Here is a 25,592-nt window from a genome sequence, read left to right on the forward strand (position 1 = left end):
TACCTTGCTTGTGTAATTCCATTTTTGGAATTTTATTTTTATTATTTGATACACAAAACTAACTTAACAGATAAAGGGTATGCTTTCTAATGATTTGCGATTAAAAAAGCCTTAACAAACAGCGTTAAGGCTTTGGCGTGTAGCTGTTACTTTATCGTTTAGCGAGTGATTTTACAGATTGCTTTTGATCACTTGCTGGTTGGGCTGCTTTGTCTATTAATGTTTCAAGTGGTTTATTTCGAACGCACATAAGTACTTTGTTCATTGCTTGGCATGTGCCTGTCGCTTTTTTATCATGGCCTGTGTAGCTGCAATCTTCATTAATGGCTTTTGCTTCACATGCTTCCCAAGGCGCGTTTGAACCATGACCTGCATGGCTTAGCGCTGAGCATGAGGCAGCAAGTAAAAAGCCAGTGGTTAGTGCTTTTATCACGTTAAATATTTTCATTAGTATCTCAGTTAATTATTTGGCCAGAATGCGAGTTATCTTGCGGTAGCACCTTTAAAACAACCAATAAACATGTTTTCAGATACATCGGCTGCATGGTAGTGGTATCCGCGTGTATCGTCGGTGTGGCCTCTACATTCGTCTAAATCAGTGGGTTCTAATCCATCTTCGTTAAGCATGCCAAATATACCAAATCCATCGAGTGCATAACCCATCATGGCGGCATGACCGTCTGATTGAATTTGTGTTTGGCTACAACCTGCTTCACCGTGGTAGTGATAACCTGCTACTAAGTTAATATGGCCAGCGCAATCATCAAAGGCTGCAATAGTGTATGCGCCTAAAATAGCCTCAACAGGCGCGGGTGCAGCAAGTACAACACCATTGAGAGCAACACCTACATTGGCGTTACCAATACTGCTATTTTGAGTTGTTGCAACAGGCGTTATTGGAATTAAAAATGATTCTGATATACCGCCATCAACATAATCAATAGAGCATTCTACGCAGTGGTTTTGGTATTGTTCTTCTACGTTTGGACGTGCAGCGCCATCACACGATTCTTGTGTGTCGGTTACATTTACAAGGCCTGTACCTTCGTCGTATAGCTGCCAATGACTATCGTTATATAATGTAGGTAGATTTAAAATAAAGTCTCCGGTTATATCGTAAACCTCACCGGTGCCATCAAACCAAATACCGGCTTCGTCAGCTGTTGAGGTGATATTTTGAGGGCAAAATACACCAATCTCGTAATTTGAAGGCGCACCGGCAATATCAATTTTGTAGCATGAGGCTTCATCGCCATTACTTAGCGTACATGTTTGAGTGGTAATTGATGAAATGAGCGCATCGCTTTCAAAGTTAAAAGGGTCAACTTCTACAACAAAATCGGTTGAAGTATCTGTTGTAGTTCCCTCATCGGTGGTTGTTTCAGTTACGACGGTACTTTCAGCATCGCTACCGTTACAGGCAGCTAAACCCAGTGCGAGTATGCACACTGCAAGCGGTGTCAAAATTGGTGTGTTAAATCTTCTCATCAAAAATATCCGGTAATGAAGTTGAATGTATAATATTTGTTAAATGTGCAAACAAAGTGCAAAAACAACGCAACATAGTACATAGCACGAGATAGAAGCTGATAAAGTTTCTCTAAATGTGTTTAGTACCTTTTTTACTATTTAAATACTGCGACTTAAAAGTACTTAAAAGTACTTAAAAGTACTTAAAAGTACTTAAAAGTACTTAAAAGTACTTAAAAGTACTTAAAAGTACTTAAAAGTACTTAAAAGTACTTAAAAGTACTTAAAAGTACTTAAAAGTACTTAAAAGTACTTAAAAGTACTTAAAAGTACTTAAAAGTACTTAAAAGTACTTAAAAGTACTTAAAAGTACTTAAAAGTACTTAAAAGTACTTAAAAGTACTTAAAAGTACTTAAAAGTACTTAAAAGTACTTAAAAGTACTTAAAAGTACTTAAAAGTACTTAAAAGTACTTAAAAGTACTTAAAAGTACTTAAAAGTACTTAAAAGTACTTAAAAGTACTTAAAAGTACTTAAAAGTACTTAAAAGTACTTAAAAGTACTTAAAAGTACTTAAAAGTACTTAAAAGTACTTAAAAGTACTTAAAAGTACTTAAAAGTACTTAAAAGTACTTAAAAGTACTTAAAAGTACTTAAAAGTACTTAAATAGGCAGTGGAGTTTTATGGATTTTTTATTTCCCGACAGCATGTCTTTATTTTTGTTTTTATTGTTAATGATCACCGCTGGCTTTACTTCTTTTATATCTGCTGCATTTGGTGCTGGTGGCGGATTAATGCTGCTTGTTGTTATGGCGTCGTTTATGCCAATGGCAGTTGTTGTGCCTGTGCATGGTTTAGTACAGCTTGGCTCTAATGCAAATAGGTTTTTACTCAGCTTTAAGCATATTGATAAAAGCATGTTTGTATATTTTGCGTTAGGCGGCTTAGTAGGGGCGGGGTTATCAAGTTTTGTTATTGATGATATATCGCTTGATGCTATGAAGTTAGTGGTCGCTATTTTTGTTATTTATTTACTGTGGGGTAAAACGCCACCTATAAAATTAACCTCTAAGGTGTGGCGTATGGTCGCCGGTGGAATAACTACTTTTATTTCTATGTTTGTGGGGGCAAGTTGCCCATTAGTTGGTAGCTGTTTATATATAAATAATTACGAAAAGTTAAAATTTACGGCAACGTTTTCGAGCATTATGAGTGTGCAGCATTTATTAAAAGCGATAATTTATGGCGCTGTTGGTTTTAGTTTTTGGCAATGGATACCGCTTGTAATTGCCATGGTAATAAGTGGCGCTGTAGGAACTTGGTTCGGAATTAAATTACTTAAAAGGATGTCTGGGGATAAATTTAAGCATATTTTTAGGATAGTTTTAACATTATTAACGCTACAACTTGGTTGGCAAGGTATAAAAATATTACTCCACTAATTTGCTTAGTGGAGTAAATTTAATTTTATTAAACATAAATTATTTAAGAGGATTAAATAATTCATTGCGCCAAAAAGTTACTGATATAGAGCGACTATACTGTAATTTTTGCCTTATCGATGAATTACATATTCTTTGTAATAATTGTTCATACGTTTAATTAAATTGGTATTAAAGCTTATTTAACAGCGGCTTTAATTGGTTTGTCGCCATCAAACAACTTAAAAATGCGGTTACTAATAAATGAGTTGGTCGCAATATGTAATAATGCATTAGCTACGTTTTCGCGGCTAATTTTAGCTTCTGAACGATCACTTGGTTGCTGCGTAGTTACTTGCATTGAAGCACTATCGTCAGTCAATGTACCAGGGCGAACAATGGTATAATTTAAACCACTGTTTATTAGGTGCTCGTCAGCCATGTGCTTAGCAACCAAGTAAGGTTTTAAATCACCTTGAATCGAATCTGGATCGTCAGCACCAATTGAACTGACCATAATAAAGTGGTTAACACCGTGCTCTTTAGCGAATGTAGCTGCTTTTGTTGCAGCCCATAAATCAATGAGTACAGTTTTATCATCGCCTGTACTTCCACCAGAACCAGCAGCAAAAATCACTTGGTCACAGCCTTTCATTGCATCACCAAAATCGCCTTCAAGATCTTGCTCAACAATAGTTAAAAAAGAGCTGTTTAAATCGCTTAACTTATTTTTGTCACGCACTAATGCCACAACATTTTGCTCATTTTCTAAAAGTAGCTCAGTTGTCATTTTACCTATTTGTCCGCTTGCGCCAATAATTAGGGTCTTACTCATAATTAACTCCTTCCAATAAATAGTAAAAGTAATGTGCTTACAAACAGACCTTGGGGTAGGGGATTATTTTTAAAGGGTAAAAAAGAGTTTAAATGAGCTAATTTCAAAAAATACTTTAATTAAAATTCAATACTTAACTGAGCATTAAAATTAGCTGCTTTTGGCGTGTTTTTTTAGACCTTTTTATTCAACCATTATACTCACTTCGGTCACATAACTACGGCGGTATAGACTAATACGGACTTTATGTTCTTGGTAATTATAAAACAAAGTGCGATATGTACTATTGCCATTTGTTTTTGAAGGTTCACCTAATTTTTGCTGATAAAAGCGAGTGATATCAGAAATTGAATCGGTTAAATAACCAGTACGTACCATTGGGTATTCGCTTGCTACATCCATCGTTGTAACAAACTCTTCAGGAAGTGGGATTTCAGTGACGTTTTGGCTGAGTACGTTAAACGATAGAGTGCATAGCAATATTATTAAAAATGCTAAATTTTTCATTAGAGTCCTTTGAGTAATAAATTCCTTTTATTGGTACTTATTTTACCTCAATAAGCACCTTTGTCATTTAAATTTTATTACGAATTAAATCTCGCACTATAAACCGAGCAGGGTGAATCGCTTGGCTTACACGTTCGCTTAATGGGCGGGGTTCGTTATTTAAACAACTTACGAGGTGGTCTGCACTTAGCGGTGCGCTGCATAAAGCGCGTGCACCAAAACCGGTAAAAATATGCAGACCTTGTTGTGGTTTATTAAGTTGCTCATATTGGTAGCGTTTACCTAAACGTAGATTAGCAAAGGCCATTATATAATCACTTTGCTCGCACCATTGCCCTGCCATTGGTAGGTGATCTATAAATGTGCAGCGAACAGCCGCTTTTGCCGAGGTTATATTGCCAAGGGTAGAGGCAAATTCACTTTGCTGATAAAAGCTAAGTAGTTGCTCTTGGTTTAATTGGTTGTCGAGCGCTGTAACTTGGCGGCTTTTAGTGTTTTTTTCAAATGTGGCACCCATACAGTGATGATCTAAATAAGCCGGAGTAAAATACCCTTTATGGCATAGCACTGTTTTAAGTTTGCGTGATTGCTCACTTGCCTCAATATGTGAAACCTGACCACGCACGCCTACTATAGGTAGCGCTTTTGTTTGCTTAAATGCATCGCTGTGCTCGCCTGCACAAATAATTACATCGCTAAAAGGGCCTAGCTGCTCATCATTTGTTAATAAAAACCAACCGCTATCAGTTTTTTTAAGCTGCTTTATATTGCAGTTAAATAGGCTTTTAAATGGGTTTATGCTATTTGCAGCGCTTAGCATAGCGTTTACTAATTGCGGCGGGTTAACCCAGCCGCCTTGTTCAAAAAACACGCCTGAATAACCTGTCGTTACGCCGGCTATTTCATCGCCTTGCTCTGCGGTTACGTTACGCATTAGCTGGGTTGGCCACAGTTGTTTTTGTGCTAAGTTTTCGTGCTTATCAGCGAGAGGTTTTTTCACTGCGTGTTGTAATACGCCGCACCAATCGTAATCAAAGCTAAAGCCGTTTTTGAGTAACTGGTTATACAAACGTTTTGCGTATAAAAAGCTATGTGCAAACAATTCACTGTGTGGCGAGTTTTTAGCTTGTAGGTGAGGGTAAATAGCGCCTTGCACATTGTGCGATGCCCCCATTGCAGGCTTTTCATCTTGGCAGAATAATTGGCTGGTTATGCCTCGTTTAGCCAAGCTGTATAAAATACAGCTACTGGCAATACCACCGCCAATGACCGCTACACTTTTTAAAGTACTGCTATCTTGATTAAAATAAGCGGGGGTTGATTGAGCGTTATTAACATGTTTAAGTTGGCCAGTAAGCATATCTCCTTTTTGATTAAAATCTTTGGCTTTTTTAGTACTAAAGCCAGCCTCTATTAATCCTCGTTGAACAAAGTCAGCGGCAGTAAAAGTCGATAAGGTTGCATTAGCTCTTGTTATATCAGCCATGGAGTTAAATAAACTTTGCTGCCACATATCAGGATTTTTACTTGGCTCAAGCCCATTTAAATACCAAGCATCAACAATTCCTGTTTGCGGGTAGCTCATTGCTTGTATTGATTCAAGCGCATCACCAAAGTATAAATCGAGAACAACATTGCCATTATTAAATTCGAGCCGGTGGCATCCTTCTAAATTAATTGGGTAGTTTACTGTTAATTGCTCACTAAAATAGCTTAAGGTAGGCCAAGCGGTTAATGCTTGTTTTAAGTCTGTTAATGTTAAGGGATACTTTTCAAACGAAATATAGTGAAGGCGTTTTACGCTTTTTTCACATTCATTTTGAACTTGCATCCGCTCAAGGTGGTCTTTAAAGCGTTGCCACGTATTTAAAAAGTTTAAACCGGTGCCAAAACCGGTTTCGGCAATAACAAAATGTGATTGGTCATGATTTTGTAATCGTACATCTATATTATTTTGCTCATAGTACACATAATGCGATTGAGCTAAGCCATCGTCATTAGAAAAATAAATATCACCGGAGTTATTAGTCAAAGGTGTACCTAAATTATTAATGTGACTATGTGTGTTTTTAATCATAATTTTTTAAATTTATAGATATATTTTTAATTATTTTACGGGTTTTCTTTGTAATAGTCTGGCGTTATTTATAAGCTAGCAGTTCAGAGTACAAGTGTACGCTAGAAAGCTGACCACTTAGGTGATTAAATTCGCGTAAAATAGAATGCAATTAAGTATTAAGCTAAGGGAATTACCCATGAGAAGAGCTGTAATTACAGGTATCGGTGTTGTATCAAGCATTGGTAACAACAAAGAAGAAGTATTAGAATCGTTAAAAACGGGCAAAAGCGGCATCGCTTTTAACCAAGAATTTGCCGATTATAAGTTACGTAGTAACGTATCGGGTAAAATTGATATTGACGTTAAAGCACATGTTGACCGCAAAGCAATGCGCTTTATGGGCGATGCTGCTGCATATTCTTATATTTCGATGACTCAAGCAATTGAAGACTCAGGTTTGTCTGACGACCAAGTATCAAATGAGCGCACGGGTATTATTGTTGGCTCTGGCGGTGGTTCGTCTAAATGGCAGGTAGAAGCTGCTGATATTTTACGTGAAAAAGGCGTAAAACGTGTAGGGCCTTATATGGTTCCACGTACTATGGCGAGCACTACATCTGCTTGTTTAGCAACACCCTTTAAAATTAAAGGTGTTAACTACTCAATTAGCTCTGCATGTGCAACATCTGCGCATTGTATTGGTAATGCAGTAGAACAAATTCAATTAGGTAAGCAAGATGTTGTATTTGCTGGTGGCGGTGAAGAACTACACTGGACATTGGCAATGGAATTTGACGCTATGGGCGCACTTTCTACTAAGTACAACGAAACACCAGAAAAAGCGTCTCGTACATACGATGCAAATCGCGATGGTTTTGTTATATCTGGCGGCGGCGGTATTGTTGTAGTTGAAGAACTTGAACATGCACTTGCACGTGGCGCGCACATTTACGCTGAAATTGTTGGTTACGGTGCAACATCAGATGGCTACGACATGGTTGCTCCATCTGGCGAAGGTGCAGCACGTTGTATGCGCCAAGCTATGCAAGATGTAGACAGTATTGATTACTTAAACACGCATGGTACATCTACACCTGTAGGCGACGTTAAAGAGCTTGGTGCGATTCAAGAAGTGTTTGGTGGTAAGTCACCAATGATCAGCGCAACTAAAGCAATGACGGGTCATGCCCTCGGTGCTGCAGGTGTTCACGAAGCTATCTTCTCATTATTGATGCTAGAGCACAGCTTTGTAGCGCCTTCAATTAATATTGATGAGCTAGATGAGCAAGCGGCAGGTTTAGATATTATTACTGAACGTCGTGATGTTCAGTTAAATACTGTAATGTCTAATAGCTTTGGCTTTGGTGGCACAAACGCGACTTTAGTTATGAGTAAGTACAAAGGTTAATTTGAGCTTATAAGCCCTAAATATGTAAACACATATCTGGGCTAAACTGCTTAAAACAAAAAAGGAAAGCCGAGGCTTTCCTTTTTTATTATCGAAAGTTAAATTAACCTTCATTATGTTCTTTACGCGCTTGCTCAATTTCGTCAGCAATTTCTTGCGCTTTCTGCTTGGTTTTTTCAGTTAACTCGCCAGCAGCTTCTTTGCTTTTAATCCATGCATCAACCGCAATCTCTTTGCCGTCGTCGTACATGTCTAAGCCCATTGTTTTACTTTGCTCTAATAGCTCGTTTAAAGACTCATCATTTTTAAGATCGTTAGTTGTCTCTTTAACGTCGTTCCATGCATCACCAAGCTTTTCTTGCATTTGTGCGCTTTTATCTTTTGCATCTTCTTTTACTTCGTTGGCATCTTCACAACCAGTTAATGTAATTAAAGTGCCTAATAAAGCTAAACCTGCTAATTTATTCATGTGCTATCTCCTTTAGAGACTGATAATTAATTCGAGGCAGACTATACAACAATGAAAATGAACGCCCCCGTAACAAAACGATTAAATTTTAAATTAATGAGTGAGCACGATTGGCCTCAATTATTTGAACTCGACCAAGACCCCGCCGTAATGCAGTATTTAACGCGAGGTGTACCTACCTCTTTAGAGCAAATAAAAAATGAGGGAGTGCCTCGTATGCTCGCATATAGAAATGAGCTAAAAGGCTGGGGGCTGTGGAGTATCACTATAAAGCAAACCAATATATTTATTGGCTGGGTATTAATAAGACCTATGGATTTCTTTAGTGATGCACCAAATTACAGCGATATTGAAATAGGTTGGCGCTTTAAACAAGCGAGTTGGGGGCATGGTTATGCAACCGAGGCGGCTTTAGCATTATGTGATGAACTCATTAAGCAAGATGACGTTAAGGCGATAAGCGCAACTGCACTAAAAGATAATACGGCCTCTATAACAATAATGAAAAAGTTAGGCCTGCAATTTATAAATAATTATACACATACAGATGAGCAAGGCGACTTACCCGCGGTACTTTATTCAAAAAACGTTTGAAGATGATTAAATATCAACAGTATAAAGATTGACCTGTCCTTAAATGACGTGCATTAATATGGGCAACAAAAATAATAAATTAAGGATGTTGTATGGGATTGTTTTTTTCACCACGTAAATTAATCGTCAAAAGTGTACTGGTTTTACAGTTCACTACTTTTAGTGTTTTGGCGCAGCCTTTAGCGCAAAGCGCGGTCGCAATGCCTGACTCGTTCAGTGCCGATGCTGCTAAAAGTATATTAGAGCAAGGCGGTAATGCTGTTGATGCGGCTATTACGGCACAATTTGTACTTGCAGTGACGCTTCCTGAAGCCGGAAATATTGGCGGCGGGGGATTTATGCTTATTCAAAAAGATGGCAAAGGCGATTTTATAGATTATCGCGAGACAGCACCAACAGCGGCTCATCGTGATATGTATTTAGATGAGCAAGGTAATGTTATTGCAAACAAATCAATATATGGCATTCACGCAAGCGGTGTACCTGGCAGTGTAGCGGGTATGTGGCTTGCCCATCAAAAGCATGGCACTTTAAAGTGGGAAACACTAGTACAGCCTGCTGTAACGTTGGCTGAGCAAGGGTTTGTAGTTCCGCCTAAGTTAGCAAAAGGTGTTAGCCATTATATAGCCCATCTAAAAGAGCAAAAAATAAATGTAAACTTTGAAAAATATTTTGCTGATGTAAAAGCCAATAAAGTCTTTAAGCAACCCGAGCTAGCGGCAACGCTAAAGCGTATTCGTGATAACGGCCAAGATGGATTTTATAAAGGCGAAACTGCAAATATTATTGCTAAATTTATGCACCAGCATGGTGGTATTATTAATCAAGATGATTTAAAAAATTATACAGCTAAATCACGTACGCCTATTAAAGCTAGTTGGAATGGTTATGAAGTACTTACTTCGCCACCGCCAAGTTCAGGTGGTATTGCTATTTTACAGTGGCTCAAAATGTATGAGTTACAAAAACCAAATGCAGGCTTAGCGCATAACTCGACTCAGTATGTGCACTTACTTTCTGAAATAGGTAAACGTGTATTTGCAGATAGAGCAGAGTATTTAGGCGACCCTGATTTTTTTGATGTTCCAGTAAACGCGTTAACTAATATTAACTACCTCAAAGAGCGCAGTAATGGCATTTCGTTAACCGCTATCTCGACTACCGAAAATATTAAACCGGGCCTTAAAGAAAGTGAGCAAACTACGCACTTTTCAATCGTTGATAAAATGGGTAACGCTGTAGCAAATACCACCACAATAAACCTAGGGTTTGGTAGTGGTGTCGTTGTTGAAGGTGCGGGATTTATTTTAAATGATGAAATGGACGACTTTAGCGCCAAACCAGGCGTTATGAATGTGTTTGGTGCAATAGGCGGTAAAGCTAATGAAATACAGCCACACAAGCGTATGTTGAGTTCTATGACACCTACAATATTACTTAAAAACAACACCGTTAAAATGGTGACAGGCTCGCCTGGTGGCACAACCATTATTAGCACTGTGTACGAATCTATCTTAAATGCAGTAGAGTTTGATATGAGTGCAGAGCAGGTTGTAAATAGCCCTCGTTTTCATCATCAATTGTGGCCTAAAAATATAATTAGAACGCACATTGGTTTAACCGATAGCGTAAAAGCAGAGCTTACAAAAATGGGTTACACCATAGACGAGAGACACTTTGGTGACTTACACGTTATTATTAATAAAGAGGGTCAATTAGATGCCGCTTCTGAAGCATCAGGGCGCGGTAAATCAATTGTTTTTTAAATAAAAAAACACCGCGCTAAAAAGCGCGGTGTTTAAAATAATAAAAGCTTATTGAGTATCAATTAAATCTTCAACACCCACTATTAGCCATGGAGCATCGTCTGAAATTAGACGCTCTAAGTGCCAAATTTCTAAAATAGGCTGTTCTTTTTTATCGCCTAAATCACGGTACTTACCTTTAAAGCGAACACTAGCCTGCCACGATTGCGCGTTTGTATCTGCGCGCACAAGTTCGGCATCAATAAACATCACTTCTGTTTCTACGCTTTGTATAGCTTCACGTTCAGCTTTAAATTCGGCAACAAGTGCAGGGCTTAAGTATTCAGCCATTGTGGTGTAATCGGCATTATTCCATGCAGTTTGTAGCGTATGGTAATGACTACGGGCACCTTGCAAAAAGCCATTAACGTCAAAGTTAGGTGGTAAATTAAAAGGGACACTTTCACCTTGTGGGGCGCTGTTAGCAAAGCCTGTACTCATTGGCTGCTCGATTGGTGCTTGTTTAAAAGCATTTTGCTGAGCACTTGTATCCGCACTGGCATTTGCAAGTTGTGGGGCACGATTAGCACGTAAAAAGCCTGTTACTAGCTTAAATAAAATAAAGAGTCCGCCAGCTAATAAAATCATTTCTAATAGCTGAAAACCTTCAAAATCGTCGCCTAACATCGCTGCAATTAAGCCACCCGCTAAAAGACCACCCAAAACGCCAGCCATAATGCCTTTTTTATTTGATGTGGCTTTAGGTGCTGCTGTTGGGGTTGTTGTATCTGCTTTTTGTTTTTGTGCTGTTTGTTGTGTTGCAGGAGTTTGTCCACGTTTACTACTGCCAAACTTTTTACGTGCGTGTGCATCAAAACTGGCAGTACATAATAATGCCAATAATGAAAAAATAACGATGATGTTCTTCATGAAATTCCCTAATTAAAATCGAGCCGCGATTATAATTTACTTTCTTTAGGAATTTAATTAATTACTTTAAAAATCAGAGGTTTTGGGTATAAAAGAAAAGGTTTGTTGGTGAGTATACAATCAAAAAACCGCTCAGTAGAAACTAAGCGGTAAATTTGTTTATTTTAAAGCCAACGAATAGCGCCAGTAACGCGTTCGTTATAAGTATTTAGAGGTGCTCCAACACTTGCCACTAAAATAGTATCTGCTTGTGAGCCTCGGTTAATATGACCTTCAAAGCGCTCGTCTTTGAAATTATCATCGCCAAAACCAAATGATTTATTTTCAGAAGGTACTATAAATACCGTCATAGGACCAAAGTCAGACTCAAATATCAAATGTAGCCCTTTTTCGCCTTTAAAATCACAAAACATAGCGTAAGTTACATCACCAGGAAGCTCATCAAGATGACCACCTAATACTGCAAGCTTGTCGTTAACGCTTTGTAGGCTAATGGGCTCTTTTTTATCAAGCGCACTAATTTCGTAGTACACATGGGCAAGCGCATGCTCACCCGCTTCGTGTGCAATATTTTGCTCTGTACTAAAAAAGAAGGCACTAATAGCCACTACAAAAGATGCAGCTAATGCAAGATGCACGCGGTCAAGCTTAAAGCGCGAGCGGGCATCAACTACATTTTTTCCTGTTGCTTGCTCTTCTTGTAGTGCTTTTTCTTTTAACGATGTGTTTAAAAGAATGCGGTCTGCAAGGTTTTCAGGCACAGGTATATCTAAAGAGTCTTGAATAAATTTATCAAAATCTTTCATATCATTAATAAAACTTTGTCGCTCTGGGTTATTGTTAGCAAACTCCATGAGCTCCTTGTCAATGTCGTTTGGCTGCGCAATAGTGCGGCGACGAAACTCAAGTTCATCCATTATTTTGATGCCCCTTTAAGTTGTTCATCATCACGGCTTAAAGCCTCTTTAAGTTGATTTCGGGCACGGTATAAACGAGTCATTACCGTGTTTTTATTTAAATTAAGTATGCCTGCGATCTCTTCGCCAGAGCAGCCCATTACAACTTGTAGTAATAATGGCTCTCGGTATTCATCAGATAGCAGGGCAATCTGGCGTTGGATAACCGTTTGCTCCATTTCATCATCTAATGAGTGGCTGGTTTCATCAACAAGCGTATCGTTTTCTACGTCGCTGTAATCAAACTGTTTACGTTCAAATCGGCGCGCATTTTCTCTTCGTAATATAGTAAGCAGCCAAGGTTTAGCTGCCTTTTGATCAAGTAAAGAGTCGAGAGAACGCCACGCGCGTAAAAACGTTTCTTGTACTAAATCATCTGCTATGTGCGGATCACGGCATAACCAATAAGCAAAGCGATAAAGCTCTTTATTGTAAACGTGGACCAAGGCTTCATAACGCTTTTGTTTCTCTGCCATATCGATTAAGACCTGATTGTTTGATTTTTTCTTTCCAAGCATAAGCACTTTTTTAATTAAAAAATTATTATTTATTGCAAAAAAAGACCTGAGTATCGTAGTTATTAATCATAAAGGTCTTTTAATACAGCTTGTTGCGACTTTGATGCTTGAGTTTGATAGTTCTCAAGAATTTTAATAATAGCATTAAGATCCGTGTTTGCGCCTTTATTACTATAAAGTTGTGCCTGCAATTGGCTAATAAGGCCATTAAGCTCGCTGCTCTTTACGCGATAGCAAAGCTCATCAATAGCGCCAACATTTTTGTGAGTCACCTTTACAGAAAAACTATTTAATGCGGTGTAAAAGGCTTTCACATCATGTGTTTTAGCGAGCGTTTTAAGCTCATTTAAGCTCGGCTGAGAAATATCACGGTTGTTTGGTTGTAATTTCTCAGTCGTATTTTTAGTAGAACGGGTCATTAAGTAAAAAATTACAGTACCAATCCATAAAATATACCCTAAAGCGGCAACAACTATTAACCAAAGAGGAGTATCACTTTTAGTTTCAATACGTTGTGTGCCTGTCGCTTCATTCGAAATATTTTCAATAGCAGGTAAATTGTTTGGGTTTGATTGTGGGTTTGCCACGGCGGTATTAGGTGCGGTACTACTTGGCGTTACCGTTATAGTGCGCTTTGGCAATGTAGCTACGCTAATACGGTTCATTTTAGTATTAAACCAAGGCAGCTGTATTTCAGGTAAAGTGTAAGTACCTGGTTTTTGCGGCAGTAATGCATACGATGCAGTTTGCTGCGATACAACGCGTCCGTCACGTACTGCATTGTTATTTTCTTTTTTATCAGGGTAGCTGCGTATGCCATCAATGGTAGGCATAGAGATTTCAGGTAATTGCTCTTTTGTAACCCCAAGCGCAGTAAGTGTAATAGTACGTGTTATAGGCGTACCGACTTCTACGGTGTTGTCGTTAGGTTGCCATTCTTCATCAAGACTAACCAGCTCGCTTGGTAACCATGCACCTTTATAATCACTCGGAATTGGTTTGATTTCTACTTGCTGATCGTCGCCAAGAGCTGATACTTCTAATTGACGATAATTTTGTTGTACTCGTCCTTGAAAAGCGGGGCCTGCAATAGTGTACGCACCACTTTTTTGTGGCTGAATCAAATACTCGCGAGTAATAACAAGGTAGCGTTTACCATCAACAAGCTCATAGCTTTCAGTTTGTTTACCCAATTGGGTTAGCTGAGCATCTTCCATACTTGGTGTGCTTAAGCTGCCATCAAGTAGTTCTTTCGCAAGGTAAAGCTTAATAGTGTAAACACCGGCTTCTTGCACAAATAATGAATTACTCGAGAGCGACGTTTTTAAAAATATTTCGTTATTTTTATCTGCATCAACTGAGCGTTTTGCCACTTTTAATTTAATAGGCTGTGAGGTTAACCCTGCAACGCTAAATGCCGGAATAGTATAATCGCCCTCTGCACGGGTCATTAATTTAACTGACCACGTGGTTTGTTTATTAATGCTGCCATTAATAATGTTGGTACGAGAGCTTAAGCTTGTTGGGCCTACCACAAAGTCTTTTAACAGCGATGAGGTGTCTGGTTGCTCGCCTTTAACTGTATCGTCTACGGATATATTAAGCATAAAAAATTCACCCGCTAAAACAGGGTTTTTATCTACGCTGGCTTCTAATTTGGTGGCAGCCCACGAAGGCATCGCACTTAATAGCAATAAACAGCAAAATAATCGCATTACCATGATTTTTCGACTCCTGTAGGGCGACGTTTATATTGTCTTTTTTGGGCTTCTAATTGCATTTTATTCCGTAATAAAATAGCCGGATCGTCCGGGACTTTTCTAAGTAGTTGATTAAGCTGTTGTGCTTTTTCTTTTTCTTCATTAGTGAGCTCACTTGCTTGGGCTTGCATAGCTTGTTGCTGAGCATTTTGTTTTTGCTCATCAGTGGCTGGTTGCTCACTCATTGTTTGTGGCTTACTTTGTTGCTGCTCGTCTTTAGGTTGGTCAGCGTCTTTATTTTGCCCTTGCTCACTTTGTGGCTGGGCTTGCATATCAGGTTCATTTTGCTTGTCTGATTGCTCGCCAGGCTCACCTTGTTGATCTTTTGATTGTTCAGACTCTTTATCTGATTTTTTATCAGATTTTTCATCGCTTGAGCTTTGACTTTCGTTTTCGCCTTTTTCAGAATCGCTTTTATCACCATTTTGTTGCTTATCCTGTTTTGACTCATCAGAATTTTGCCCTTGGTTTTGCTCATCTTTTTTCTGGCTATCATCTTGGTCTTGAGAGTCGTCGCCGTCGCTTTGCTGATCTTGCTGGTTTTGTTGCTCTTGTTGATTGAGTAATTGTTCAACTAAAGCTTGGTTGTCAGTTGCTTGTGTAAAGTCGTCTTGTAAGGTTTGGGCTTGTTTGTAGGCTTCAATGGCGTCCTCAAGCTTGCCAGCTTTGGCGAGGGCATTACCGTAGTTGTATAAACCGGTAGCCGACTTATCATTACTAAACTCATTAAGTGCAGCATCAAAATTACCTTGCTGGTAAAGCGCCGCGCCTTTTAATTCACTCGATTGCGCCTGTGTTGCTGCATCGTATTCTTTATTATTGTAAGCCTCTAATGCACGTTGATCTGCATTTTGCAAAAGAGTAGGGAGCTCTACGGCATACGCATTTTGCTGCGGTAAAGAACCAAAAGCTAAAAAAGCCCCCAGCAAGGCAGCGCGTCTAAATAAATACAAGCCAAATGGCAGTAATAACAAGAGTCCGTATATACCTGCATCTATTCGCCAAAGTGCGTGGCTTTGTTTTTCGTCTTTCAATAATTCACTCTGTGCATTTGGGGCAAACGTATTTATGTCGTTATTACTAGGCTGGTAACTAGCAAATTTACCACCACTGCTCGATGCTAAATTTTTAAGCTGACTGGCATTGAGAGTAGGTACTACAATTTGGCCGTATCTGTCTTTCAAAAAACCACCTTCAGGTAACTTAATTGGAGCGCCTTGAGCGGTACCCACGCCATATATATTTAATCTATATTGGGTGTTACTGGTAAAGCTACTCACGTCGCTTTGTTCTTGCTGGTCAATACCGTCGGTCACTAAAATAATGTCGCCATCAATATAACCCGCTTGCGTTAATAGCTCTTTGGCCATATCAAGACCGGCTAAAACGTTTGAGCCTTTGTCTGGCATTATTTCAGGGCTTAAGCTTGGAATTAAATTACTGAGTGTTGTGGCGTCGTTTGTTAGCGGCGATATTATATAGGCTGTGCCTGCGTAAGCGACAAGCGCGGTATCACCTTCTCTAAATAGCTCAATCATATCAAGCGCTTTAAAGCGTGATTGCATTAAACGATTTGGTAAAATATCGGTGCTGTACATTGAGTACGACATATCCATAACAATTACACGGGCACTTTTACTTTGAAATACAGGAACTTGTTTTTTCTCAAAGCTAGGCCCAGCACTAAATAAAATGCCAAGGCTGCAAAACAAAGCAACTAACCAAAGTGGCTGGCTGGCTTTAGTGTTTGCTTCGCTCATTATAAATTGTGCTAAATGCGGTGCAATTAGCTGCTCACTAGTCGTTTTTTTATGCTTAATTAAGGCGACAAAAAATAATGCCACAGCAGGTATGAGTAACCATAAAAGAGCGGGGCGAATAAATTCAAAATCCATTAGTTTGGCTCCTTTAATGCACGCAGTGTACTCAGCATTACTTTTAAGCTAATAAGTAAAATAGCGATAAGTAACGGGTAGTAAAATAATGAGCTTTGTGGGCGAAATGTTTGTTCATCAGCGCTAATAGGTTCAAGTTTATCAAGCTCTGCGTAAATTTGTTGAAGGCCTGCTACATCTTTAGCTCTAAAGTATAATCCGCCAGTTTGATCGGCAATCTTTTTAAGTAAGCTTTCATCTAAATTACTGCCACTAGAGCCACCCATGTTAAAGAGGCTAAAGCCGCGCGGATTATCTGAGCCAACGCCAATGGTGTACACTTTAATACCTTCTTCGCGAGCTAACAGTAGTGCATCTTCTGGGTTTAAATTGCCCGCTGTATTTTGTCCGTCAGTTAATAGCACCACAATACGGTTACTTTCATCTTTATTGGCAAAGCGTTTTACCGAAAGACCCAATGCATCACCAATGGCTGTTGCGCGTCCCACTAAACCAATTTGCGCTTCACTGAGCATTTTACTTACTGTTTTAACGTCGCGCGTGAGGGGGGTTTGTAAAAATGCGGTGTCGCCAAATAATATCAGCCCAAGCCTGTCGCCTTGACGCTGCTCTATAAAATCACTGAGTACGGCTTTTACCATGGTAAGGCGGTCAACATATTGGCCATTGTAAGCCATGTCTTGTTCGGTCATCGAGCCTGATAAGTCAACTGCTAACATTATATCGCGCCCTTCATTTGGTAATGAGATTGGCTCATCTAACCATGTTGGATTGGCAGCGGCAGTAACAAGTAATAACCAAATTATCCATTCGAAAGGATTTAAACGTCGTGCGTGTGGCTCAATGCTTTGGCTGGTTAAATTGTGCTTTGCAAAACTGGGTATACGTAAACGCGTACTGGCATTACTTGCCGCGGGTTTTAATAGTAAAAGTAATAAAGGCAAGGGCAGTAATAAAAATAACCATGGCCAGCTAAATTCAAACATTTACTGACTCCTTTATTTTAAATTGCTTAATACCTTGGCGAAATTTTTCGCACAGTGTTGTATCTTTTTGGCTGGGGTTATACAAGCTTAATATTTCTTGTTCTGTAAAGCTCAAACCGGTAAGCGTATTAAGTGTTGTGCACCATTTAGAGGTAGATTGCGCAGCAAGGCGCTTGTCGTAATATTCAATCACTAAACGTTTTAAAATAATATGCAGTTGCTGAGGATTTTGCTCACTTTGGCTCAATTGTATTGCGTAGCGTTTAGGCTTTTTAAATTTATGTTTTTTGTAAAATATATAAATAGCTGCGCACAATGCTAAAAACAGCAGTGCAATAATAACCCACCAAGCAGGGGCGAGTGGCCACCAATTAACTTGGCTTGGCGCTATTATATCGTGCAGGCCATCGAGTGGATTGGTTTGCATGGTTATTTTCTCACTAATTGCAGCTCAAGCGGTGTTGCTGCATTGAATGATATTAAATTAAGACCCGATTTAGTTAAGCGATTAAAGCGCGTACTAAATGCTTGCTCAGCATTTTTAGCAAAGCGTTCTCTAAAGCTGTTATCCATTAATGGTAGGGCAAAGTCTTGACCATTTGCATTAACAGTAACGGCTTGCTTAAACGCAGGTAACTGATGCTCAAACGGATCGCTTATGTGGCAACCAATCAGCTCGCAGTGGCGGCTTAATATTTCGAGTTGCTTAAAGCTGGCATCATCGAGAGCATTAAAATCAGACACCAAATACACTAAGCTGCCTGGTTTTGCTAAATGATTAAGGCGCTTTAGGTTATCGCTAAAGTTGTTAGTGGCTGTTTTATCAATATTGTTGAGCGCTTGCTGGTGGTTGTCGCATAAATTATGACAAAGCTTAAGCACGGCTTTTTCACGGGCGCTGGGCTTTAGCTCCAAATGCGAGTGCTGATTAAACACAATACCGCCAATTCTATCGCCGCGCTGACACGCCGACCATGCAACAAGAGCGCTTATATGCGCAGCTTGCACCGACTTTAATAGTAACTTTGAACCAAACAGCATTGAGTTAGAAAAATCAGTAAATACAAACACAGGGCGCTCTTTTTCTTCTTGAAAGAGCTTTGTGTGAGTCTCGCCGGTACGCGCAGTAACTCGCCAATCAATAGAGCGAATATCGTCACCTTGCTGATAATGTCGCACTTCGGCAAATTCCATTCCTCGGCCTTTGTGCGGTGCAAGGTATTGCCCTGTTAAGGTGTTTTTTATTTTCACCTTAGGGGCAAGTTCAAGCAATTGCGCTTTGGCTTTGTAATACATCAGCTCTTTGAGTGCTAAATTAACACCGTGGCTATGGCTCTGTTTGAGCCATGCTTGGGATTCTAATTGTTTTTGCATAACTTATGGTACGGCTACAAGTTCAACTATACGGCTTATTACTTGATCTTTAGTAATGCCATCGGCTTGGGCTTCGTAACTTAAAATAATGCGGTGACGCAGTACGTTATGCACAACAGCTTGAATGTCATCAGGTGCTACAAAGTCACGCCCTTGAAGCCATGCATGAGCACGAGCACATTTATCAAGTGCTATTGTTGCACGCGGACTTGCACCAAACTCAATCCAGCTACCTAGTTGCGCATCTAATTTAGCGCCTTCACGGGTGGCAATAATAAGTTGTACTAAATATTGCTCAAGCGGCTCTGCTAAATAAAGGCCTAATATTTCTTTACGAGCTGCAAATAAATCGCTTTGACTAATTTTTTGCATTACTGGTTGTTGCTCGTTAAGCGCTTCGCCACGTGTTAAACGTAGTATATCAAGCTCATGCTCAGCGCCAGGGTAGCCAATACTTAGGTGCAGTAAAAAGCGATCCAGCTGGGCTTCTGGTAACGGGTAAGTCCCTTCTTGCTCTAGCGGGTTTTGTGTTGCCATAACTAAAAATAGTTCGCTAAGCGGATAAGTGTTTTTACCCACGGTCACTTGTCGCTCTGCCATGGCTTCTAATAGTGCTGATTGTACTTTGGCTGGTGCACGGTTAATTTCGTCAGCTAAAATTAGGTTGTGAAAAAGAGGGCCTTTTTCAAATACAAACTCGCTAGTTTGTTGGCGATAAATATCGGTACCTGTTACATCAGCCGGTAATAAGTCTGGCGTAAACTGTACGCGCTGAAACGATCCTTCAATACCTTTAGCAAGTGCATTAACTGCACGTGTTTTTGCAAGCCCAGGAGGGCCTTCTACTAATAAGTGACCATCAGCTAAAATAGCAATAAGTAGCGCTTGTGTAAGCTCTGGCTGGCCAATGATTTGTGTATCTAAGTACGTTTTTAATTGTGAAAATGCGTTAGCTGCCATAATAAGTGGACTGTCCTCGTCAGCTGGGTTTGTACCTAATAGTGTTAGGTGATAAATACTGACCTATTTATAAGGTTTATAATTGGGTAACTCAAGAGTTAGACTGTATTTTTTAAAATAGTTCGTTATTTTTTAACGATTTTTAGCGTACCACAAAACTTTGTAAATGCGTCTAAAAAAGCCTATTGTGATAGTCGTAATTAAACACTATTTATATAAATTTGTGTTTATCTATTGGCTTTAGTACACGGGTTGTTTAGAATCGAGGAAAACAAACAGGTCAGACCTGTCAGCGGGAGAGCATAAATGTCTGAGCAAAACATACTAAAAACACCAAAGGGCGACCGTATTGCCATAGTTAGCGGCTTACGCACACCTTTTGCAAAGCAAGCAACAGCGTTTCACCATGTACCTGCACTTGATATGGGTAAATTGGTGGTTAACGAAATGCTTGAACGATTAAATTTCAACAAGTCAGAAATTGATCAACTTGTATTTGGTCAAGTAGTACAAATGCCAGAAGCGCCAAATATTGCACGTGAAATTGTATTGGGCACAGGTATGCCGGTATCGGTTGATGCATATTCTGTATCGCGCGCATGTGCTACCAGCTTTCAGGCTATTGCTAATGTAGCTGAGTCTATTATGGCGGGATCTGTAAGTGTAGGTATTGCAGGTGGCGCAGATTCGTCATCAGTATTGCCAATTGGTGTTAGTAAAAAGCTAGCAGGCAGCTTAGTTGATTTAAATAAAGCGCGTACGCTTGGTCAACGCTTAAAAATATTTTCAAAACTGCGTTTAAAAGACTTATTACCAGTGCCTCCTGCAGTTGCAGAGTACTCAACAGGCCTTTCAATGGGGCAAACTGCTGAGCAAATGGCTAAAACACATAATATTAGCCGTGAAGATCAAGATGCGTTAGCGCATCGTTCTCACTCACTTGCAACGCAAGCATGGGCTGATGGAAAGTTAAAAGATGAAGTAATGACGGCGCATTTACCGCCATATAAAAGCTTTATTTCAGAAGATAACAACATTCGTAAAAACTCAACGGTTGAAGGCTACGCCAAGCTTAAACCTGTTTTTGACCGTCAGCACGGTACTGTTACTGCCGCAAATGCCACACCATTAACTGATGGTGCAGCGGCCGTACTTATGATGAGCGAAAGCAAAGCAAAAGCACTTGGTTACGAAATACTAGGTTACGTACGTAGCTTTGCATTTTCGGCAATTGGCGTAGAAAAAGACATGTTAATGGGCCCAGCTCATTCAACGCCTATTGCACTAGATAGAGCGGGTATTACGCTTGCTGATTTAGATTTAATTGAAATGCACGAAGCGTTTGCATCGCAAACACTTGCCAATATGAAAATGTTTGCTTCAGACAAATTTGCACAAGAGCATTTAGGTCGCAGCAAAGCAATTGGCGAAATTAACATGGATAAGTTTAACGTTAACGGCGGCTCTTTAGCATATGGTCACCCATTTGCAGCAACAGGTGCACGCTTAATTACGCAAAGCTTACACGAGCTTAAACGTCGTGGTGGCGGTTTAGCATTAACAACAGCGTGTGCTGCTGGTGGTTTAGGTGCAGCCTTTGTATTGGAGAGCGCGTAATGACAGATTCAGTATTTAATTTAGCGGTAGATGAAAATAAAATCGCCGTGGTAACGATTGATGTGCCGGGTGAGAAAATGAATACCCTGCGCAGCAGTTTTGCCGATGATTTAAAAGCGTTACTAGAAGACGCTAAGTCGCAAAATGTAAAAGGCATGGTATTTATAAGCGGAAAAAGCGATAACTTTATTGCTGGCGCCGATGTGAAAATGCTCGATAGCGTTCAAAAGCGTGAAGATGCTTTAGCTATTAGCGAGCTATGTCATCAAGCGTTTTTTGATATGACAAAACTGCCATACACAACAGTAAGTGCGATTCATGGCGCTGCATTAGGGGGTGGTTTAGAGTTTGCTTTAGCATGTGATTACCGTGTTGGTACCGACAGTGATTTAACAAAAATTGGCTTACCAGAAGTACAACTTGGTTTACTTCCTGGTGGCGGTGGCACCCAGCGCTTAACTAAAATTGTTGGTATTCAAAAAGCACTAGAGTGGATGCTAACAGGTAAACAAATTCGTCCTACGCAAGCTAAAAAAGCAGGCGTGCTTGATGATTGTGTACCGCACAGTGTGCTGCTAAAAGTTGCAAAAGAATTTGCGACTAAGAAAAAGCCACAAGCAAAAGAGCCAAAGCTCGACAATATTAGTAAATTACTAGAGTCAAACCCGTTTGGTCGTAACTTTATCTTTAAAAAAGCAAAAGAAAACGTACTTAAAAAAACGGGCGGGCACTACCCAGCACCACTCGCTATTATTAAAGCAGTGCGAGCTAGTGTAGAGCTTGATGAGCTAAAAGCGTATAAAACAGAAGCTGAAAGCTTTGCAACACTTGTAATGAGTGACGAATCTAAAGCGCTTCGCGGTATTTTCTTTGCAACCACTGAAATGAAAAAAGAGTGGCGCAATGATGACGCACCCGCAATAAGCAAAACTGCTGTTTTAGGTGGTGGACTAATGGGCGCAGGCATTGCGCACGTAAGTGCTGTTAAAGCTAAAGTACCGGTACGTATTAAAGATGTAGCAGAGCAGGGCATTAGTAATGCAATGAGCTACACCTATAAAATTTTAGATAAGCGCCTTAAGCGTCGTATTATGTCTAAAGCTGATGTGCAGTTAACAATGAACCGTATTACAGGTACAACTGACTACAGTGGCTTTAAACACATTGATTTAGTAATAGAAGCGGTGTTTGAAGATCTTGCGCTTAAGCAAGGTATGGTTGCAGACGTAGAGCAGCAATGCCAAGCAAATACAATTTTTGCAAGTAACACGTCATCATTACCAATATCGCAAATTGCAGCGCAGGCAGCACGTCCTGAAAATGTAATTGGCTTGCATTACTTTTCACCAGTGGAAAAAATGCCATTAGTGGAAATTATTCCACACGAAGGTACATCTCAAGAGACCATTGCCCGCGTTGTTAACTTTGCACGTAAGCAAGGCAAAACGCCAATTGTTGTAAAAGACATGGCCGGTTTTTACGTCAACCGTATTTTAGCGCCTTACTTAAACGAAGCTGCTAATTTGATGCTTGCAGGCGAGCCAATTGAAAAGATTGATGCAGCGCTTGTTGAGTTTGGTTTTCCGGTAGGCCCGCTGGCTCTACTTGATGAAGTAGGTATTGATATTGGCTCTAAAATTGCCCCAATTCTTGAAAAAGAATTAGGTGAGCGTTTTAAAGGCCCTGATGCATTTATGCGTATGATTGATTCAAAACGCCTTGGCCGTAAGTCTGGTCGTGGTTTTTATGAATACGATAAAAAAGGCAAAAAGGTTGATGAGTCAGTTTACGAACTATTGGGTGTTACCCCGGCTCCACGTTTAAACAAGAGCGAAATTGCTAAGCGTTGTGTATCGCAAATGCTTAACGAAGCAGTACGCTGTTTAGATGATGGCATTATTGCCAGCCCACGTGATGGCGACATCGGTGCAATATTTGGTATTGGTTTTCCACCATTTTTAGGTGGCCCGTTTAGCTATATGGATAAATTAGGCGCGAGTAAAATAAGCTCTGATATGTCTACATTAGCTAACAGCGATGCTAACTTTGCACCATGTGAATCACTGGTAACAATGGCAAGCTCTGGTGCTACTTTTTATAACGCAACACATGTTGAGGTTGTAGCTCCTGAAGTACAAAGCACTGAGTCACAAGAGCAAAGTGTAACTGAGCCTGAAGTTACCAAAGAGATTGAAACGAAAGAATAAAGTTTCTGCTATCTAAAAAAACCGCATTTAAATGCGGTTTTTTTATAGTTTTTATAAATAAATGAGGAGCTTAATGACATTATTTACACAAAGATTGAGCATGTACCAAATGGAAGAATCTGATTGGCCTCTTTTTCTAGCGCTTCATCGCGATCCTCAAGTCCTTAAGTATTGTTTTGATATGCCAATGGAGTCACTGGTAAGAAACCGCTTTGAGATACGCTTGCCTAAGTGGAATGCTAAATCACGTCATCCCCTGTGTTTACTCATTATTAATAATCAAACAAAACAACCTGTGGGTGTTACAGGCTTTGCCTATGACGGAAAAACCGCAGAGCTTGGTTATTTATTATTGCCAGAGTATTTTAATAAAGGCTACGCGACAGAATCCCTAAGAGCTGTGATTGACTGGGCTTGGAAAGAATGTGGTATTAGGCAGTTTAAAGCTGTCGTAACGCGTGGCAATATTGGTTCTGAAAAGGTGCTTGGTAAGTGCGGTTTAACCCATACCGATACACTTTTTAAAGTGCATACAATAGGCGATAAATTATATGACGATTTAATTTATACGCTTAAGGTGTAGGGTTTTAATGGGCTAGTAGCCTAGCCCAAAAAGTGTTTACAAGTGAAGTGAAATAGCTTTTCGGTCTTTTTCTGGCATGTTTTCTACGACTAAATTAAATGAGTTATCAATCATTCTCTCAATTTCACCTTGTGGAATTGTGCCGTCTAAAATTACAGTGTTCCATAAGCGTTTATTCATATGGTAACCAGGGATCACTGCCGGGAAAATATCACGCAATGATATTGCTTCATCAGGATCGCACTTTAAGTTAAGCCACCAAATAACCTCACCATCATCATTAGTTTGACCGTCATTGCCAATAGCAAGAGTCGCAAACATTTTATGATTCACTTTATATACATCAACCTCTTGCGCAAATGGTTTTGTAACCTGAACAAGTGGTTTTTTAACTAAATACTCATGTACTTTTTTCTGGTCCATGATCCATTCCTTGAAGTCATACTCGGTAAAGCTACCATAGCAGTTTTTTTCACATTTGATTATATGTATTTTAGTATAAATTAAAATTTTACAAGCTAATACAACATGTAGCGTAAAACCAACGTAATTTTAGTTGAACAAAATCCAGTTCGTGGTATGTTTCTGGCAATCAAAAAAATAATAGGAATTCACACATGCCAAAGGCGAGTGATGTTAAAAAAGGTACTGCTATTGACTTCAATGGCCGCGTTTTAGTTGTAAAAGATATTGTGCGCTCTGTGCCGCAAGGTCGTGCTGGTGGTAGTTTATACCGTATGCGTTTATACGATGTGGTAACCGGTGGTAAAGTTGACGAAACATTCAAAGACAGTGACATGCTAACGCTGGCTGATTTAACACGCCGTGAAGTAATGCTATCGTACATTGATGGTGACGAGTATGTGTTCATGGATAATGAAGATTACACGCCTTATAACTTAAGCAAAGATGCTATTAGCGAAGAAATTTTATTTGTTAATGAAGAAACACAAGGCGTACACGTAATTGTTATTGATGGCGCGCCAGTAGGGCTTGATTTACCGTCAAGTGTTGAACTTGTTGTTGAAGAAACAGACCCATCTATCAAAGGTGCATCTGCGAGTGCTCGTTCAAAACCTGCACGTATGTCTACTGGCTTAAATATTTCTGTGCCAGAGCATATTTCAACAGGTGACCGTATCCGTATTAATACTGTTGAACACAAATTTATGGGTCGTGCTGAAAAGTAACCCTTAAATTATAATTTTAAAAGCCGAATCTGTGTTTAACAGGTTCGGCTTTTTTGTGCGCGCGGGGGATTTGTTGCTTTAAATTTAATCACGTTAGCGTTAGAATA

General features: G+C 39.6%; 24 protein-coding genes. 8 read left to right on the forward strand and 16 right to left on the reverse strand.

What is annotated here, in order from left to right:
* Positions 1 to 151: 151 nt before the first annotated feature.
* Positions 152 to 448: a hypothetical protein gene (locus tag GQR39_RS02880; protein ID WP_165734779.1), complete on the reverse strand. Its 297-nt coding sequence runs from the start codon at positions 446 to 448 to the stop codon at positions 152 to 154.
* A gap of 35 nt (positions 449 to 483) precedes the next feature.
* Positions 484 to 1,488 (reverse strand): YHYH protein, encoded by a 1,005-nt coding sequence (locus tag GQR39_RS02885; protein WP_024591658.1) that lies wholly within the window; start codon positions 1,486 to 1,488, stop codon positions 484 to 486.
* Positions 1,489 to 2,154: 666 nt separating this feature from the next.
* On the opposite strand from GQR39_RS02885, the gene GQR39_RS02890 reads away from it, so the two are divergent.
* The gene (locus GQR39_RS02890; protein ID WP_165734780.1) at positions 2,155 to 2,913 is read left to right on the forward strand and encodes a sulfite exporter TauE/SafE family protein; all 759 of its coding nucleotides are present in this window, start codon (positions 2,155 to 2,157) and stop codon (positions 2,911 to 2,913) included.
* A 178-nt stretch (positions 2,914 to 3,091) separates the two neighbouring features.
* On the opposite strand, the gene GQR39_RS02895 is transcribed toward GQR39_RS02890, so the two are convergent.
* The 3 genes from GQR39_RS02895 to mnmC all read right to left on the reverse strand — a co-directional run bounded on the left by GQR39_RS02895 (position 3,092) and on the right by mnmC (position 6,311).
* Complete coding sequence (locus GQR39_RS02895) at positions 3,092 to 3,727, reverse strand: NAD(P)-binding oxidoreductase (protein ID WP_007581997.1); 636 nt, start codon at positions 3,725 to 3,727, stop codon at positions 3,092 to 3,094.
* Positions 3,728 to 3,910: 183 nt separating this feature from the next.
* Positions 3,911 to 4,234, reverse strand: coding sequence for a hypothetical protein (locus GQR39_RS02900; RefSeq protein WP_121954299.1), 324 nt, complete (start codon positions 4,232 to 4,234; stop codon positions 3,911 to 3,913).
* 67 nt (positions 4,235 to 4,301) lie between these two features.
* Positions 4,302 to 6,311 carry a bifunctional tRNA (5-methylaminomethyl-2-thiouridine)(34)-methyltransferase MnmD/FAD-dependent 5-carboxymethylaminomethyl-2-thiouridine(34) oxidoreductase MnmC gene (gene mnmC / locus GQR39_RS02905; RefSeq protein ID WP_165734781.1) on the reverse strand — a complete coding sequence of 670 codons (2,010 nt, stop codon included), beginning with the start codon at positions 6,309 to 6,311 and terminating at the stop codon, positions 4,302 to 4,304.
* Between the two features lie 178 nt (positions 6,312 to 6,489).
* Here mnmC and fabB point away from each other — a divergent pair, with 178 nt between their 5' ends.
* Complete coding sequence (fabB, locus tag GQR39_RS02910) at positions 6,490 to 7,701, forward strand: beta-ketoacyl-ACP synthase I (RefSeq protein ID WP_165734782.1); 1,212 nt, start codon at positions 6,490 to 6,492, stop codon at positions 7,699 to 7,701.
* Between the two features lie 103 nt (positions 7,702 to 7,804).
* Here the strand turns inward: fabB and GQR39_RS02915 are convergent, their stop codons facing one another.
* The gene (locus tag GQR39_RS02915) at positions 7,805 to 8,170 is read right to left on the reverse strand and encodes a hypothetical protein (RefSeq protein WP_008169794.1); all 366 of its coding nucleotides are present in this window, start codon (positions 8,168 to 8,170) and stop codon (positions 7,805 to 7,807) included.
* A 51-nt stretch (positions 8,171 to 8,221) separates the two neighbouring features.
* Between GQR39_RS02915 and GQR39_RS02920 the strand changes: the two genes are divergently transcribed.
* On the forward strand, positions 8,222 to 8,764 hold the full coding sequence (locus tag GQR39_RS02920; protein WP_165725667.1) for a GNAT family N-acetyltransferase: 543 nt from the start codon (positions 8,222 to 8,224) through the stop codon (positions 8,762 to 8,764).
* Positions 8,765 to 8,856: 92 nt separating this feature from the next.
* Positions 8,857 to 10,530: a gamma-glutamyltransferase gene (gene ggt, locus GQR39_RS02925; RefSeq protein ID WP_165734783.1), complete on the forward strand. Its 1,674-nt coding sequence runs from the start codon at positions 8,857 to 8,859 to the stop codon at positions 10,528 to 10,530.
* Positions 10,531 to 10,578: 48 nt separating this feature from the next.
* On the opposite strand, the gene GQR39_RS02930 is transcribed toward ggt, so the two are convergent.
* The 9 genes from GQR39_RS02930 to GQR39_RS02970 form a co-directional block, all read right to left on the reverse strand.
* Positions 10,579 to 11,439 carry a TIM44-like domain-containing protein gene (locus GQR39_RS02930; protein ID WP_165734784.1) on the reverse strand — a complete coding sequence of 287 codons (861 nt, stop codon included), beginning with the start codon at positions 11,437 to 11,439 and terminating at the stop codon, positions 10,579 to 10,581.
* A 164-nt stretch (positions 11,440 to 11,603) separates the two neighbouring features.
* On the reverse strand, positions 11,604 to 12,356 hold the full coding sequence (locus tag GQR39_RS02935; RefSeq protein WP_007582005.1) for a DUF3379 family protein: 753 nt from the start codon (positions 12,354 to 12,356) through the stop codon (positions 11,604 to 11,606).
* Positions 12,356 to 12,913, reverse strand: coding sequence for a sigma-70 family RNA polymerase sigma factor (locus GQR39_RS02940; RefSeq protein ID WP_032827217.1), 558 nt, complete (start codon positions 12,911 to 12,913; stop codon positions 12,356 to 12,358). Before GQR39_RS02940 ends, GQR39_RS02935 begins: the two co-directional genes overlap by 1 nt.
* Positions 12,914 to 12,975: 62 nt before the next feature.
* Positions 12,976 to 14,634 carry a BatD family protein gene (locus GQR39_RS02945; RefSeq protein ID WP_165734785.1) on the reverse strand — a complete coding sequence of 553 codons (1,659 nt, stop codon included), beginning with the start codon at positions 14,632 to 14,634 and terminating at the stop codon, positions 12,976 to 12,978.
* A complete protein-coding gene (locus GQR39_RS02950; protein ID WP_165734786.1) occupies positions 14,628 to 16,568 on the reverse strand; it encodes a VWA domain-containing protein in 1,941 nt (646 codons plus the stop codon). The genes GQR39_RS02945 and GQR39_RS02950 overlap by 7 nt, the downstream gene beginning before the upstream one ends.
* The gene (locus GQR39_RS02955) at positions 16,568 to 17,554 is read right to left on the reverse strand and encodes a VWA domain-containing protein (RefSeq protein ID WP_165734787.1); all 987 of its coding nucleotides are present in this window, start codon (positions 17,552 to 17,554) and stop codon (positions 16,568 to 16,570) included. The genes GQR39_RS02950 and GQR39_RS02955 overlap by 1 nt, the downstream gene beginning before the upstream one ends.
* Positions 17,547 to 17,981 carry a DUF4381 domain-containing protein gene (locus tag GQR39_RS02960; RefSeq protein WP_004335624.1) on the reverse strand — a complete coding sequence of 145 codons (435 nt, stop codon included), beginning with the start codon at positions 17,979 to 17,981 and terminating at the stop codon, positions 17,547 to 17,549. Before GQR39_RS02960 ends, GQR39_RS02955 begins: the two co-directional genes overlap by 8 nt.
* Before the next feature lie 2 nt (positions 17,982 to 17,983).
* Positions 17,984 to 18,928: a DUF58 domain-containing protein gene (locus GQR39_RS02965; protein WP_165734788.1), complete on the reverse strand. Its 945-nt coding sequence runs from the start codon at positions 18,926 to 18,928 to the stop codon at positions 17,984 to 17,986.
* Between the two features lie 3 nt (positions 18,929 to 18,931).
* Positions 18,932 to 19,888 carry a MoxR family ATPase gene (locus GQR39_RS02970; protein WP_004335627.1) on the reverse strand — a complete coding sequence of 319 codons (957 nt, stop codon included), beginning with the start codon at positions 19,886 to 19,888 and terminating at the stop codon, positions 18,932 to 18,934.
* A 306-nt stretch (positions 19,889 to 20,194) separates the two neighbouring features.
* Here GQR39_RS02970 and fadI point away from each other — a divergent pair, with 306 nt between their 5' ends.
* The 3 genes from fadI (at position 20,195) to GQR39_RS02985 (ending at position 24,295) form a co-directional block, all read left to right on the forward strand.
* On the forward strand, positions 20,195 to 21,505 hold the full coding sequence (gene fadI / locus GQR39_RS02975) for an acetyl-CoA C-acyltransferase FadI (protein ID WP_004335629.1): 1,311 nt from the start codon (positions 20,195 to 20,197) through the stop codon (positions 21,503 to 21,505).
* Positions 21,505 to 23,712, forward strand: a complete 2,208-nt coding sequence (gene fadJ, locus GQR39_RS02980; RefSeq protein WP_165734789.1) for a fatty acid oxidation complex subunit alpha FadJ — start codon at positions 21,505 to 21,507, stop codon at positions 23,710 to 23,712. The genes fadI and fadJ overlap by 1 nt, the downstream gene beginning before the upstream one ends.
* A gap of 73 nt (positions 23,713 to 23,785) precedes the next feature.
* Entirely contained in the window at positions 23,786 to 24,295 is a 510-nt protein-coding gene (locus tag GQR39_RS02985) for a GNAT family N-acetyltransferase (RefSeq protein ID WP_165734790.1), read from the forward strand.
* 36 nt (positions 24,296 to 24,331) lie between these two features.
* Here GQR39_RS02985 and GQR39_RS02990 read toward each other — a convergent pair whose 3' ends face one another.
* Positions 24,332 to 24,718, reverse strand: coding sequence for an MmcQ/YjbR family DNA-binding protein (locus GQR39_RS02990; RefSeq protein WP_007580596.1), 387 nt, complete (start codon positions 24,716 to 24,718; stop codon positions 24,332 to 24,334).
* 194 nt (positions 24,719 to 24,912) lie between these two features.
* On the opposite strand from GQR39_RS02990, the gene yeiP reads away from it, so the two are divergent.
* Positions 24,913 to 25,485: an elongation factor P-like protein YeiP gene (gene yeiP, locus GQR39_RS02995; RefSeq protein WP_007580599.1), complete on the forward strand. Its 573-nt coding sequence runs from the start codon at positions 24,913 to 24,915 to the stop codon at positions 25,483 to 25,485.
* Positions 25,486 to 25,592: the final 107 nt, after the last annotated feature.

It is taken from the genome of Pseudoalteromonas sp. C8 (assembly GCF_011378685.1).
Classification (GTDB): Bacteria; Pseudomonadota; Gammaproteobacteria; order Enterobacterales; family Alteromonadaceae; genus Pseudoalteromonas; species Pseudoalteromonas arctica.

Excerpts from the sequence above, each read along its gene's own strand:
- GQR39_RS02945 (WP_165734785.1), bottom strand. The coding sequence starts at position 14,634 with ATGGTAATGCGATTATTTTGCTGTTTATTGCTATTAAGTGCGATGCCT.
- fadJ (WP_165734789.1), top strand. The coding sequence starts at position 21,505 with ATGACAGATTCAGTATTTAATTTAGCGGTAGATGAAAATAAAATCGCC.
- fabB (WP_165734782.1), top strand. The coding sequence starts at position 6,490 with ATGAGAAGAGCTGTAATTACAGGTATCGGTGTTGTATCAAGCATTGGT.
- GQR39_RS02895 (WP_007581997.1), bottom strand. The coding sequence starts at position 3,727 with ATGAGTAAGACCCTAATTATTGGCGCAAGCGGACAAATAGGTAAAATG.
- mnmC (WP_165734781.1), bottom strand. The coding sequence starts at position 6,311 with ATGATTAAAAACACACATAGTCACATTAATAATTTAGGTACACCTTTG.
- GQR39_RS02970 (WP_004335627.1), bottom strand. The coding sequence starts at position 19,888 with ATGGCAGCTAACGCATTTTCACAATTAAAAACGTACTTAGATACACAA.
- GQR39_RS02990 (WP_007580596.1), bottom strand. The coding sequence starts at position 24,718 with ATGGACCAGAAAAAAGTACATGAGTATTTAGTTAAAAAACCACTTGTT.
- GQR39_RS02955 (WP_165734787.1), bottom strand. The coding sequence starts at position 17,554 with ATGTTTGAATTTAGCTGGCCATGGTTATTTTTATTACTGCCCTTGCCT.
- fadI (WP_004335629.1), top strand. The coding sequence starts at position 20,195 with ATGTCTGAGCAAAACATACTAAAAACACCAAAGGGCGACCGTATTGCC.
- GQR39_RS02985 (WP_165734790.1), top strand. The coding sequence starts at position 23,786 with ATGACATTATTTACACAAAGATTGAGCATGTACCAAATGGAAGAATCT.
- GQR39_RS02940 (WP_032827217.1), bottom strand. The coding sequence starts at position 12,913 with ATGCTTGGAAAGAAAAAATCAAACAATCAGGTCTTAATCGATATGGCA.
- GQR39_RS02960 (WP_004335624.1), bottom strand. The coding sequence starts at position 17,981 with ATGCAAACCAATCCACTCGATGGCCTGCACGATATAATAGCGCCAAGC.
- GQR39_RS02920 (WP_165725667.1), top strand. The coding sequence starts at position 8,222 with ATGAAAATGAACGCCCCCGTAACAAAACGATTAAATTTTAAATTAATG.
- ggt (WP_165734783.1), top strand. The coding sequence starts at position 8,857 with ATGGGATTGTTTTTTTCACCACGTAAATTAATCGTCAAAAGTGTACTG.
- GQR39_RS02915 (WP_008169794.1), bottom strand. The coding sequence starts at position 8,170 with ATGAATAAATTAGCAGGTTTAGCTTTATTAGGCACTTTAATTACATTA.
- GQR39_RS02880 (WP_165734779.1), bottom strand. The coding sequence starts at position 448 with ATGAAAATATTTAACGTGATAAAAGCACTAACCACTGGCTTTTTACTT.
- GQR39_RS02885 (WP_024591658.1), bottom strand. The coding sequence starts at position 1,488 with ATGAGAAGATTTAACACACCAATTTTGACACCGCTTGCAGTGTGCATA.
- GQR39_RS02935 (WP_007582005.1), bottom strand. The coding sequence starts at position 12,356 with ATGGATGAACTTGAGTTTCGTCGCCGCACTATTGCGCAGCCAAACGAC.
- GQR39_RS02950 (WP_165734786.1), bottom strand. The coding sequence starts at position 16,568 with ATGGATTTTGAATTTATTCGCCCCGCTCTTTTATGGTTACTCATACCT.
- yeiP (WP_007580599.1), top strand. The coding sequence starts at position 24,913 with ATGCCAAAGGCGAGTGATGTTAAAAAAGGTACTGCTATTGACTTCAAT.
- GQR39_RS02900 (WP_121954299.1), bottom strand. The coding sequence starts at position 4,234 with ATGAAAAATTTAGCATTTTTAATAATATTGCTATGCACTCTATCGTTT.
- GQR39_RS02890 (WP_165734780.1), top strand. The coding sequence starts at position 2,155 with ATGGATTTTTTATTTCCCGACAGCATGTCTTTATTTTTGTTTTTATTG.
- GQR39_RS02965 (WP_165734788.1), bottom strand. The coding sequence starts at position 18,928 with ATGCAAAAACAATTAGAATCCCAAGCATGGCTCAAACAGAGCCATAGC.
- GQR39_RS02930 (WP_165734784.1), bottom strand. The coding sequence starts at position 11,439 with ATGAAGAACATCATCGTTATTTTTTCATTATTGGCATTATTATGTACT.